The sequence below is a fragment of the Flavivirga algicola genome (genome assembly GCF_012910715.1).
GTDB lineage: Bacteria > Bacteroidota > Bacteroidia > Flavobacteriales > Flavobacteriaceae > Flavivirga > Flavivirga algicola.
Window position 1 is genome coordinate 152,218 of record NZ_JABBHF010000011.1, and the last position, 13,089, is coordinate 165,306.

General features: G+C 29.7%; 13 protein-coding genes. 3 read left to right on the plus strand and 10 right to left on the minus strand.

Annotation, left to right across the window (positions count from 1 at the left end; all coding sequences use genetic code 11):
- Positions 1 to 147 precede the first annotated feature (147 nt).
- Genes HHX25_RS17540 through HHX25_RS17550 form a run of 3 tightly spaced genes read left to right on the plus strand, consistent with a single transcriptional unit; the run spans position 148 to position 3,721 of the window.
- Positions 148 to 1,467: a phenylacetate--CoA ligase family protein gene (locus HHX25_RS17540; RefSeq protein WP_169676176.1), complete on the plus strand. Its 1,320-nt coding sequence runs from the start codon at positions 148 to 150 to the stop codon at positions 1,465 to 1,467.
- A complete protein-coding gene (gene wecB, locus HHX25_RS17545) occupies positions 1,464 to 2,558 on the plus strand; it encodes a non-hydrolyzing UDP-N-acetylglucosamine 2-epimerase (RefSeq protein ID WP_169676178.1) in 1,095 nt (364 codons plus the stop codon). Before HHX25_RS17540 ends, wecB begins: the two co-directional genes overlap by 4 nt.
- Positions 2,558 to 3,721: a glycosyltransferase family 4 protein gene (locus tag HHX25_RS17550; RefSeq protein WP_169676180.1), complete on the plus strand. Its 1,164-nt coding sequence runs from the start codon at positions 2,558 to 2,560 to the stop codon at positions 3,719 to 3,721. The genes wecB and HHX25_RS17550 overlap by 1 nt, the downstream gene beginning before the upstream one ends.
- Here the strand turns inward: HHX25_RS17550 and HHX25_RS17555 are convergent.
- From HHX25_RS17555 to HHX25_RS21555, 10 genes are all read right to left on the minus strand, one after another.
- Positions 3,718 to 5,070, minus strand: a complete 1,353-nt coding sequence (locus tag HHX25_RS17555; RefSeq protein WP_169676182.1) for an undecaprenyl-phosphate glucose phosphotransferase — start codon at positions 5,068 to 5,070, stop codon at positions 3,718 to 3,720. The genes HHX25_RS17550 and HHX25_RS17555 overlap by 4 nt on opposite strands.
- A gap of 2 nt (positions 5,071 to 5,072) precedes the next feature.
- Positions 5,073 to 6,059, minus strand: a complete 987-nt coding sequence (locus HHX25_RS17560) for a UDP-glucuronic acid decarboxylase family protein (RefSeq protein WP_169676185.1) — start codon at positions 6,057 to 6,059, stop codon at positions 5,073 to 5,075.
- Between the two features lie 3 nt (positions 6,060 to 6,062).
- Positions 6,063 to 6,263: a hypothetical protein gene (locus tag HHX25_RS21265; protein WP_240964564.1), complete on the minus strand. Its 201-nt coding sequence runs from the start codon at positions 6,261 to 6,263 to the stop codon at positions 6,063 to 6,065.
- A complete protein-coding gene (locus tag HHX25_RS21270; RefSeq protein ID WP_240964565.1) occupies positions 6,244 to 6,453 on the minus strand; it encodes a DUF4143 domain-containing protein in 210 nt (69 codons plus the stop codon). Before HHX25_RS21270 ends, HHX25_RS21265 begins: the two co-directional genes overlap by 20 nt.
- Positions 6,446 to 7,069: an ATP-binding protein gene (locus HHX25_RS21275; protein ID WP_240964566.1), complete on the minus strand. Its 624-nt coding sequence runs from the start codon at positions 7,067 to 7,069 to the stop codon at positions 6,446 to 6,448. The genes HHX25_RS21270 and HHX25_RS21275 overlap by 8 nt, the downstream gene beginning before the upstream one ends.
- A 142-nt stretch (positions 7,070 to 7,211) precedes the next feature.
- Complete coding sequence (locus HHX25_RS17570; RefSeq protein ID WP_169676193.1) at positions 7,212 to 8,612, minus strand: nucleotide sugar dehydrogenase; 1,401 nt, start codon at positions 8,610 to 8,612, stop codon at positions 7,212 to 7,214.
- 61 nt (positions 8,613 to 8,673) lie between these two features.
- On the minus strand, positions 8,674 to 9,876 hold the full coding sequence (locus HHX25_RS17575) for a WcaI family glycosyltransferase (RefSeq protein ID WP_169676196.1): 1,203 nt from the start codon (positions 9,874 to 9,876) through the stop codon (positions 8,674 to 8,676).
- Positions 9,869 to 11,059, minus strand: a complete 1,191-nt coding sequence (locus tag HHX25_RS21470) for an O-antigen ligase family protein (RefSeq protein WP_169676198.1) — start codon at positions 11,057 to 11,059, stop codon at positions 9,869 to 9,871. Before HHX25_RS21470 ends, HHX25_RS17575 begins: the two co-directional genes overlap by 8 nt.
- Positions 11,060 to 11,088: 29 nt before the next feature.
- A complete protein-coding gene (locus HHX25_RS17585) occupies positions 11,089 to 12,174 on the minus strand; it encodes a glycosyltransferase family 4 protein (protein WP_169676200.1) in 1,086 nt (361 codons plus the stop codon).
- Positions 12,175 to 12,181: 7 nt separating this feature from the next.
- Entirely contained in the window at positions 12,182 to 13,072 is an 891-nt protein-coding gene (locus HHX25_RS21555) for a hypothetical protein (protein WP_394352864.1), read from the minus strand.
- Positions 13,073 to 13,089 lie beyond the last annotated feature (17 nt).

Genomic DNA, 13,089 nt, shown 5'->3' on the forward strand with positions numbered 1-13,089 from the left:
GCATTTAAAATAATTTAATCGAATGCAAAAATAATGGCTTTTTAGGTTTAGCCATGAATTCATCTATGTTTTTTTCTTATAATCATAACAAAAAACGGGATTTATCTTTAGTTTTGTTTTTCAAGTATCAATAAATAGTGTTTTCTGTTGAATCTATTCAATCTTTCTTTAAAAATTAAAGGGTTTCCCATACAAGAAGCTAAGCTGGCTTTGAAAGAAATTCAAAAGAAAAGCGATGCCGAATTCAGCTCCTACATCGAAACCAAAAAACAAGACATCATTACCTATCATCTAAAGCACAATACTTTCTATAAGGTCTTTGCTAAAAATGCTGATCCGCAAGATTGGAATACTGCGCCTGTTATGATGAAAAAAGATTTACAGCAACCCCTAGAAACACTTTTATCTAACGGTTTTTCTAAAACAAATATTTACATTGACAAAACATCAGGAGCTTCAGGAAAACCGTTTATTTTTTCTAAAGATAAATTCACCCATGCTCTAACATGGAGTATTATCATGGATCGGTTTTCCTGGTTTGATCTGAATTTTCACTCTACCAAACAAGCACGGTTTTATGGAATCCCATTGGATAAAAAAGGATACTATACCGAAAAACTAAAAGATTTTATTAGTAACAGATATCGGTTTAATGTGTTTGATCTAAGTGATAAGTCCCTTGAAAATTGGTTAGCCGATTTCAAAAAGAAGTCATTTGTATATATGAATGGCTATACCAGCCCTATGGTTCAATTTGCAAAATACCTTCAGCATAGAAATATTATACTCAAAACTGTTTGCCCTACTTTAAGAGCTTGTGTTGCAACTTCTGAAATGCTTTTTGAAGACGATAAACAGCTCATGGAAAAACAATTTGGCGTACCTGTAATTAATGAATATGGAGCTTCCGAATTGGATTTAATTGCTTTTGAAAACAAGGATAAAGAATGGGTTGTTAATAGTGAAACACTGTTTGTAGAGGTTTTAGATGAAAACAACAATGTTTTACCCTATGGGGAGCAAGGACGTTTAGTAATCACTTCCTTATACAATAAAGCACAGCCATTTATAAGATACGACATTGGAGACATAGGTATCCTTTCAAAAAAAAGCACACCAAAAAGACCTATCTTAGAAAAATTAACAGGTAGGACAAACGACATGGTGATGTTACCTAGTGGTAAAAAAGCAGCTGGATTAACATTTTACTATATTACAAAAAGTATTATTGAAGATGATGGCAACGTTAAAGAGTTTGTTATTGAACAACTGAAGTTAGATACTTTTAAAATTCACTATGTTAGTAGTAAGGAAATTTCTCAACTCAGGATAAAAACTATAAAAAACGAAATAGAAAGCTATCTTGAGAAGGGACTTACTGTCCTATTTGAAAAACAAACAATATTAAAACGCTCGAAAAGCGGCAAATTAAAACAGTTTTCATCATTAATACACTCAAATAAATGAATATCACTATAGTTGCTGGTGCCCGGCCTAATTTCATGAAAATTGCTCCTATTATTGAAGCTATTCAGAATAAAAAAAAGGAAGGAATTCATATTAATTACAGACTTGTCCATACTGGACAACATTATGATAAAAACTTAAGTGATACTTTTTTTGAAGAATTGAATATCCCTTATCCAGACACCAATCTCGATGTAAAAAGTGGTACACAAGCTGAGCAAACAGCAGCCATTATGATTGGTTTTGAAAAAGAATTAGAACAAAACCCTTGTGATTTAGTGATGGTTGTTGGCGATGTTACCTCAACTATGGCTTGTACTATTGTAGCAAAAAAGGCGCATATAAAAGTGGCTCATGTTGAAGCTGGCATTCGTTCTGGTGATATGAAAATGCCTGAGGAAATTAACCGAATTGTAACCGATAGTTTAACCGATTATTTCTTCACAACTTCAAAATATGCTAATGAAAATTTGATCAAACTAGGCATTCCTAAATCGAATATCTTTTTTGTTGGTAATGTTATGATTGATACATTACTAAAAAATGAAGCTCGGTTAAAAAAACCTAGTCTATGGAAGGATTTGAATTTATCAGATAAAAAATATCTGGTTATGACCCTTCACAGACCCAGCAACGTTGATGAAGAAACACTTTTAAAAAAGCTAATCACTCAAATTGTAACATTAAGCAAAGATTATCCTATAATTTTTCCAGTGCACCCAAGAACTAAGAAGCTTTTAAGCGGTTTAAATTTAAACTTTAAAAATCTTCATTATGTCAATCCGTTAGGATACTTAGAATTCAATTATCTCGTCAAACATGCTTTTGCCGTATTAACTGATTCTGGAGGTATTACAGAAGAAACCACTGTTATGAATGTGCCCTGTATAACTCTTAGAGATTCTACTGAACGTCCAGAAACTTGTAATATGGGGACCAATATTTTGGTTGGAAATGATTCTGAAAAAATTGAAAATACTTTTAAAACTTTACTTTCTCAATCTTGGAAACAAGGCCGTATTCCAGAACTATGGGATGGTCATGCGGCTAAAAGAATTGTTAATCACTTACAAGATATTTATAAGTTTTAATGAAGGATATCCTCATCATAACCAATTATTTTCCTCCAGAAACTGGAGCTGCGTCAAATCGTATTTTTCATTTAGCAGAAGGTCTGCAAAAGCATCATTTTAAAGTCTCTGTCTTAACCCCTTTACCTAATTATCCAACAGGTAAAGTTTTTGAAGCCTATAAAGGAAGATTTAGACACTCTTCCGTGAAAAACAACATTACTATCGATCGTTTATGGATTTACGCCAGTAATTCTAAAAACAAACTACTGCGTTTAATAGCCATGTTGTCCTATAGCTTTAGTTTATTTTGGTTTTTTATATGGAATAAAATTCCTAAAACAGTTATTATACAATCGCCTCCATTACTGGTTGCTTTTACCTCAATCTTTTTTCTACGTTCCAAAAAACGAAAACTCATTTTAAATATAAGTGATTTATGGCCTATTGCTGGACTGGAACTAGGCGCTTTTAAAAAGAATTTTAGTTATAAAATGCTTGAAAAAATTGAACGTTTTAATTATAATCATGCCAACTTAATTTTAGGTCAAAGCAATGAAATTTTGAGCCATGTAAGATCTTTATTTCCTAAAAAAAACACTTTTTTATATCGAAACTTTCCTGATTTCGTTACACCTAAAGTTTCTAAAAAAAATACTTCCAAAGGAAAACTAAAAATAGTGTACGCTGGTTTATTGGGCATTGCACAAGGTATTTACAAATTATGTCAAGAACTAGATTATACTCGTATTGAACTCCATATTTATGGTGCTGGTGCAGAACAGAATAAAATTCAAACGCTCATTTCCAATAATCCAGAATTAAATATTATATATCACGGTGAAATATCAAGAGATAAATTACATACAGCTCTTATGGAGTATGATTTAACCATTATTCCTTTATTAAATAGGATTTATGGATCGGTGCCTTCAAAAATATTTGAATATGCCAGATTAGGCCTGCCTATGATTTATTTTGGCGGAGGTGAAGGAGAACAAATAATTAATGAATATAATCTTGGTTGGATCGCTAAAGCAGGTAATTATAGTGATTTGAATACCGTTATTTCTAAAATCAATCCATCAGAAATTCATATGGAACGACGAGAAACTATAAAAGAAGTTTCTTTTAAAAATTTTGATTTCAACACTCAATTAAATCTCTTAAGCGAAAAAATTTAATAGGCTTTTTCTTCTCCTTTTAAAGCATTTAAAAATGTTTGTAACATGATTTTCAAATCTAACAACAAAGACCAGTTTTCAATATAAAAAATATCATATTTAACCCGATTAATAATATCTTTTTCTTCTTCAATTTCTCCTCTAAATCCGCTTATTTGAGCTAATCCTGTAATACCAGGCTTTACAAAATGACGCACCATAAATTTATCTACTCGTTGTGCATACATATTCGTGTGGCTTACCATATGTGGTCTGGGTCCAACAACAGACATGTTTCCAAAAAGCACATTAAAAAATTGAGGTAGCTCATCTATACTGGTTTTTCGTATAAATTTACCTATTTGGGTTATTCTTTGATCCCCTTTTGTTGCCTGATGTAAATGTGCCTTTTCATTTGGCCTCATAGATCGAAACTTATAGCAATCAAATTCCTCATAATTAAACCCATTTCTGGATTGTTTAAAAAATATGGGGCCTTTAGATTCTAGTCGTATTAATATGGCCAAGATTGGTGTTAACCACGACAACACAAATACAATAATAAATGAAGAAAATAGAATATCGAATAAACGTTTTAGGAACTTGTTCAATGATTCTTGTAAAGGTATTTCTCTTATAGATAAAATGGGGATATAATCGTAATACTCATATTTAAGTTTCTTAGAAAAAATGTCTTTATTGTCAGGAATAAATTTCAGCTCTCTTAGATTATTATCTGCAAAATCGATCAATTGATTGATCTGTTTATTGGACAAAGCCGATACAGAAAAATAAATTTCATCAATATCATTATCTATGATATACCTAAAACATTTTTCTAAAGAAAAATCCCCCTCATTAACACTAAAATTACCTTTAAACTTATACCCAAAGTCAAGCCTCTTATTAAATGTTTTTATTAATTGTCTTGTTTTTTCATTTTCACCTATAACGATAATATTTCTGATATTACCACTTAATACAGATCTGTATTTTTTAAGTAGAATAAGCGTTAGAACTTTAAATATCGATACTAATAAAAAAATTAGCATAAGATAGTTTGCCAAACCTAACCTACTAACATTAGGCTGTTTAAAAAATCCTATAAAGGCATAAATAATAATCACAAAGAACACCATTTGCCTTAATAAAAGCGTTATTATTTGAACTATTCGTGTATGCCTCTGAACTTCATAAAAATGATTAATAAAGGATATGATGATCCACATTAATGATATATATGCACTAAATATATAGACATTCATCAGGTTTATTTCAAACAAAAAGACACACCCATTAATAATCCCTAAATCGATTAAATATGAAATAGGTTTTAAAAACCCTGAATATCTTCCTTTTTTGTAACTCAAAACTATCTCTTTATATGATCTTTAAAATCTTTATGATCTCTTTTATAGAGTTCTTCTTCAGATAAGCTTTTAAAATAGTTATATGTTTTTAACATCCCTTCGCTTCTCTCAATTTTTGGTTCCCAATCTAATATTTTCTTAGCTAAGCTAATATCAGGTTGCCTTTGAAGCGGGTCGTCTTGTGGTAATTCTTTATATATTATTTTTTGGCCTGTACCTGTTAACTTAATAATCTCTTCAGCAAAATCTTTAATCGTTATTTCATGTGGATTGCCAATATTAACAGGAGAAGCGTAATCACTTAATAATAATCTATAAATACCTTCCACCTGATCATCTACATAGCAAAATGATCGGGTTTGAGAACCATCACCAAATATAGTTAAATCTTCTCCTCTTAAAGCTTGTCCCATAAATGCTGGAATTACACGCCCGTCATTAAGCCTCATGCGCGGACCATATGTATTAAATATACGAACTATGCGCGTTTCCAGACCATGAAATCTATGATACGCCATAGTAATTGATTCCTGAAACCGCTTGGCTTCATCATAAACCCCTCGGGGTCCAATAGTGTTCACATTTCCATAATAATCTTCGGTTTGTGGGTGCACAAGAGGGTCTCCATATACTTCAGATGTTGATGCAATAAGTATTCTAGCCTTTTTAACTTTTGCTAGCCCAAGCAAATTATGAGTTCCCAGAGAACCTACTTTTAAAGTTTGTATAGGTATTTTTAAATAATCTATAGGACTTGCAGGTGAGGCAAAGTGTAAAATATAATCTAAATCACCTTCAATGTTTACGAATTTAGTGACATCATGCTCGATAAACTCAAAATTCGGGTTCCCTTCTAAATGAGAAAGGTTTTTTTTATCGCCAGTAATGAAGTTGTCCATTCCAATGACATAATACCCTTCGTTGATAAAACGATCGCATAAATGTGATCCTAAAAAACCTGCTACTCCTGTAATTAAAACTTTTTTCAACGCTTATATTTTACCCTTAATCTTTTCATTTATCAAATCTAACGGAATTACTTCAAAATTATGGCTTCTTTTTTGATAATCTTCACCTCCATAAATAATTTTCCCTCCTTCATATCCTGTTAAATGATTCCAGTACTTTAATCCTTTAAAATAATCACTTGTAACGGTTTTTCCTGATTTTATTTCAACGGGTATTAATTTCATTTCCCTTGCTGTTCCTCCAAAAATATAAGTTATTTACTTTTCCTTTATTTAATCGTTGTTTTAAAAGTTCAACGATAACCATATTCTCAAACAAATTTCCCTTAAATGGATGTAAATTTAATTGATTGGCATCCTGAACTCCCAATAAGGCACTTGCTAACCCTACATCGTAAAAATAGAGCTTAGGCATTTTTATTTAAAAGCTGGCCTATTCTCCCTGCACATAGTTTTACAAACCTTTCAAACACCACTAAATTTTCAATCCCCTTCAATTCCCTTACATCTCTTTCTATATATGTTTTAATGTAATTAAGAAACCATTTTTGAGTTTCAAAACGTTTATCATACAATGGTGGGTAAAACCCTTTAAAAATCTTTTCATGAATAGTTCTAGGTACTATGTTTTTTATTTCAGATAAAGAAAAAGGTAATAAGTTTAAATAACCCACTCTACCTACAAGGCTTTGTGTAATGTTCTGCTGTAATAAAAAATTGTTAGAGCCTGTTAATATAAACTGTGCCGTTTCATTGCTCTCGTCTAAAATTTGCTGTAAATATGAAAATAACTTTGGCGTGCGTTGAACCTCATCTAGTATTGCACCATCTGAATATTGTTCCAAAAATGCTTTTGGATCTTCTAAAGCAAAATTTCTTATGTCCAGGTTTTCTAAATTTACGTAAGGTTTATCTGGAAAGACTAATTTTACCAGTGTTGTTTTCCCTGACTGTCGTGAGCCAATAACAGCTATTGCCTTATATTGCTTAGATAAATTTAAAAGTTCCTTCTGTGCTTCTCTTGGAATCATGCTTTCTTAAACTTTATACCAGTTCTGATAAAAATTACACATAAGAAAATAGAATGTTTTTGAGCTAGGCCAAAAAGAAAACTCAAGCATAGCTGTAGTTATGGTTGAATTTTATTTGAATAATTTTACGTCGGTAATAGTATTACTTACCGCTACCTATTTTATAAAAAGTAAAACCTATTTCCTCTAATTCTTTTTTGTCCAAAATACCTCTGCCGTCAAAAACAAAAGCAGGCTTTTGCATGTTTTTATAAATACGTTTCCAATCATAATTTTTAAACGCATCCCATTCAGTTAAAATAGCTATAGCATGAGAATTCTCACAAGCTTTATAAGGATCTTTATTTATGGTTAACAAATTTTTGTTTTCGTCTGATGAGCGTGTGCTTAAGTCATCTAAATCGGCATATATCCTTTTTTCTGAAACTTTAGGATCATAAACCGCAATTTTGGCTTGTTCATTTAATAAATTATCCGCAACCTTAATAGCAGCAGATTCACGAGTATCATTGGTGTCTTTTTTAAATGCCCACCCTAAAAAAGTTATCTTTTTACCTGAAACAGTATTATATAAAGTATTAACTATATTATCTGAAAAGCGATTCTTTTGATGCTCATTCATCAAGATTACTTGCTCCCAATAGTTTGCCACTTCGTTTAAATCATAACTTTTGGCTATATATACTAAATTTAAAATATCTTTCTGAAAGCAAGAGCCTCCAAAACCAACAGATGCATTTAAAAACTTAGAGCCTATTCTGGAATCCATTCCAATAGCTTTAGAAACTTCATTAATATCTGCTCCTGTTTTCTCACATATTTCAGACATAGCATTAATAGATGATACACGTTGAGCTAAAAAGGCATTTGCTGTAAGTTTAGAAAGCTCTGAAGACCAAACGTTAGTGGTTAATATTTTTTCTTTGGGAACCCAATTTGAATATATATCTACTAAAGCTTGAATAGCAACCATTCCTTCCTTAACCGAAGCATCCCCTCCAATTAAAACACGATCTGGATTTAATAAATCTTGTACAGCAGTTCCTTCAGCTAGAAATTCTGGGTTCGATAAAATTTGAAATTGAACACCATTACCTGTATTATCTAATATACTTTTTATAGCTGAAGCTGTTCTGACTGGAAGTGTAGATTTTTCAACAACTATTTTATTTTGTTTGGCAACTTTAGCTATTTGTCTCGCACAAATCTCTATATATTTTAAATCGGCTGCCATTCCTTTCCCTTTTCCGTAGGTTTTGGTAGGAGTATTTACCGATATAAAAATCATGTCTGCATTATCTATTGCTTTATCAATATCTGTAGAAAAATAAAGGTTTCTCTCTCTGGTTTCTTTAATAATATCAGCTAAACCCGGTTCAAATACAGGAAGTTCATTAAAGTTATTTGAGTTCCATGCGGCAATTCTAGCTTCATTAATATCTACAATGGTAATTTTTATATCTGGGCATTGTTTAGCTATGACAGCCATAGTTGGACCTCCTACATAACCTGCCCCTATACAGCATATATTTGTTATTTTCATTTGGGCATTTCTTTAAACTACAAATTTATATAATTTATATTGCTCAAAGCATAAATAGTTTTTAAAGTTCATTAACGAATTCATTTAATATTTTATCTTTAGAAAAATTTTCTTCAATATATGTTTTAGCATTTAATCCTAACTTTGAACATAACGTCTTATCCTCTTTTAAAATCTCAATTTGTTTTATAATCGGATTTATAGATTTGCCATCAAAATAAAAGCCTCCATTAGAGTCATCAAAAATCTTAGCAACTTCGCTCATTTGGTTTCCAGTAACGATAGAAGGTTTTGCACTTGCCATCATTCCCAATATTTTTGATGGCATGACAGTATCTATCACATCATTTTTTTGAAATAAAATATGTAAATCTGCACTTGAAAGCAATGATGGCAACTCATTATATGCAACTAAATTAAAGTGTTTTACAAAATTAAAACACTTTAATTCTCGCAATAGAAACTCCTTTTCAGCCCCCTCTCCAACCACAATAACTTCTACATTAGTCAATTTTTCCAAGCCTTTTAAAACCTTCAAAAAGAAATTCCAGTCTTGTTTTGCTCCTATGTTTCCCGAATATAAGATTTTAAATGTTTCTGATTTTAAGTATCTATGCTTCTCTATTTTTATATCAGTAAACTTTTCTACATCTATCCAATTAGTTAAATAATAAGTTTTGGTTTTGGTCTTTCCCTTTAACTTATTAATCATACCATGACTTATAGTAGAAATTACATCTGCTTTTTTAAAAACATATTTTTCAATTTGTTGCAAGAGTTTTATAATAACTTCTTTTTTGCCTTTAAGTAACCCTGAATCAATAGCTGCATCAAACTCAAAATCTTGGATATGTATCCAAAACTTAGATCTATATCTTATTTTTAAAAGCCAACCTAATAATGCTGACGTTGTAAATGGAATAATTGAAATAATGATATCTGGCCTATTTACTTTAAACAGATTTATAAAGTTTCCGAAAGTAAAACTTATTAAATGAATTATTCGTTTTATAAAAGTTGGATCTTTAGGAACATATTGTTTACTTCTATAAACCTTAACTCCATTTATATTTTCTTTAATTAAGTATTTTTTGGTTTTATAATCTTGTCTTATTTCCCACTGCGGATAGTAAGGAAATCCTGTGATTACAGTAACATCAAACCCTTTGGAGACTAGATACTCCGCTTTTTGAGTTGTGTATAAGCCAATAGCACTATCTTCTGGGTGGTAATTAATACCAATAATTAATACACTTTTACTCATTAATCTTTTTCATATTTATATAGCCTAGAAAGGTAATTAAAAAAGCAAATAGAATAACTCCTGATTGCCTTTCCAAAATATTCTCCGTTAATAAAATAACTGAATAATATAACAATATTAAGAAAAACAAAGAACTCTTTTCTTTTCTTGCTATTTTAAAATTATAATACAAAAAAAAGAGAAATATAATCAACCCAACAGCACCTGTAGACATCCATATACTTAAATATTGATTATGCGAGTTATATTTTTCTTCAATCATCTCATGATTATTATAAGTAGATACTAAGACATCTTTTGCGTCTCCTACTCCATAACCAAAAATTGGTTTTTCTAAAATTTTATTTGTTGCATTTTTATATATGGTATATCTAAGGCTAGAAGAGTTGTCAACATTTAAAACCTTGTACGAACTTACAGAAAATAATTCTGTAAACCTTTTAGTTATAGTTGGAATAAAAACAAGAACTAAACCAACTGTAAATATTATCAAAAGAATCGACTTTTTGTTTTTCTTTAAAGAATATATCCAATAATAAATCAAACAGATAAGCAAACCGATAACTGATCCTTTCTGAGCTAAAATTAATAATATACCTAAAAGAAAAATGTTTCCTAAAACTATTAGCCAACTCTTTATCGAATACTTATAGTCCTTTAATAAATTAACAGACACGATTAAAGCAAGACTTATGAAAATTGAAGCATAAATAGGGTGTTGACCTATAAATGGAATATTATGTTGAATATGGTACCTGAAATCCATTAAAGGATTTTCAGCATTAAAAGCACCTTCTAACCATAAAAAAATAATTATAAAAAAACAGTATAATATAGTAGACACATAAAATACTGACGTTGCATTTTTTAATAATGATTCTCTTTCTCTTTTTTCGATACTTATATTAAGAAAGCTAAATGCCAGTGGAATAATTAAAAGGGATAATCTAGTTTCTAAAACCTTTACCCCATAATATATATTTATCGTATATAATAAGCTAAATAGGTATATTAGGTACAATGAAGAATAAATAATGAACCTATACCAATCAACCTTCTTATTTTTTATTAAACAAAAAATTGAGAATATCAGCAACAATACAACAGGTAGCCCTTTAATATTATTAGGTAACAATGGAAAAACACAAAATAATAAGATTATATATTTAAATATATTATTCACAAATTTCTTTTATTTATTCTCTATAATATTTAATCACTGCTTAGTACTTTTTCTAATCTTTCCAAAAAAGTATCTAGCTTATAAAAAGAAGTTGCTTTTTTATAGTTATTAAATCCTATTATTTTATATTCATCTAACTTCTTATGAATTAATACTAATTTCTTTGCTAATAAATCAGGCCTTCTCTTTTCGATATAAAAACCATTTTTATATTCATCTATAATATCAAGTATTCCTGGAAGTTTGGTCGTTACGATGATATTTCCGTTTGCCATTGCTTCTAAAATAGTCAAAGGAACCCCTTCATTATAAGAAGGTAAAATAAAAATGGTGTTTCTTAAATATGCGTTTCTCTTTTCTTCACCAGTAAGAATGCCTAAATATTTACAATTATTACCTAATAATGAAAAATACTTATCAACTTTTAATTTGATAGAGGGATCAATATTTCCAGCAAATTCAACTGAAAAATCGACCTCTCCTTTTTTTAATAACAGAAGAGCTTCAAAAAAATCAAAAAGACCTTTTTCAGTCATTAAATTACTAAGGTATAATAATCTTAATTTACTGAAATCCTTCTTCTCAATCTCTCCTAAAGTACTGATAACATGTTCTTCCACAAAATTTGGCACCACAAAAACATTTTCATTTTTTAAAAAAGGAATAAGATTATACTTCAAATTAATTGATAATACTATACCTTTATCTGCCATGTTCAAAAGCTTTGTAAAAACCTTTTTTTTAAACCCTTTAAGAGATTTATAAGTATTATATAATTCATTTCCATGAACATGAATGATTATCTCTTTTTTCAATATTTTGGATAATACTAAATACAAACTATATTTTATAACTCCCAAAAACGTTTGACCAATTGATATATATACTTTATCAACCTTCAATACTTTTTTAAGATAAAAATTAGTTTTAAAATAAAACAATATTTTTTTTAATGTAAACTTCCCTAAACTCTCTTCGAAATCTGGATTTGATGTGTTTATATAAGAAATTTTAATATTATCATATTTCAAGGGAAGATGTTCCAAAATACTATCATTAACAACTGTATTACCAGTAATAGGTAATGAAAAAGGGCCTATTAGCAATATTCTCATTTAAAGTTTACTTTTTTAAAATATTTTTAATAATAATCAATAATACTTTTGGAACAAACAACATCCCTATTAAAGGTCCTATATAATAAGAAATACCATTTGTTAAATCTCCTCTTAGCAAAAATAATAAGTGAACCGCAAAATAAAAAGACACTATACACTTAAGAGGATCTGAAGAATACAACCAATTCAAAAACACTTTAACTATAAAAAATACTAAAATAATAGGAAATAGAATAACACCTAAGATTCCAAAATTAAGGATACCTTCTGAAATAAATGGGTTTGATAAATTATCAAACCACATAGAATAATTTTTCATTAAATAACGCCCTCCTAACTTGCCTGAACCTATAGGCTTACTAACCCAAATTGATCTTGGAATGAAAAAAAATATACTTCCTAGTAATTGATGTCCATAAGTAATTCCATTTTTTGATACATTATCTATAGTGGACAACGTATTAGAATAGGCATCGTAGTGTAGTGATTTAAATTCCTTTTGAATACTTTCCTTACTTACTCGTTCAAAAATCTCTGTTGGGTTTTCCTTAATGCCCATAATTCCTTGCTGAGAATGGGTAAAAATAGACATTATAGGAAATATAAAAATCATAACCAAGAAGAAAAAAATCATCATTTTCCTATTAGTATTCAATAATTTTGGAAAAGCACAAAACAGAAGTGTTATATATAATGGACCTAAAGCATTTCGCTTCTCAATAAATGGGTTTTTTACTATTACAAAAAACAATAATAAAATAAGTGTAAAAACAAAAATATATAACATGTTTCTCGATAAGTTTTCTCTTTTATTCTTTATGTATAAAATACCTAAAAATAAAGCTCCTGAAGGGATGGAAAAAAAGATTTTTCTAACAATCAAATTCTGTATCATAGTAAGCCCGGTATTTG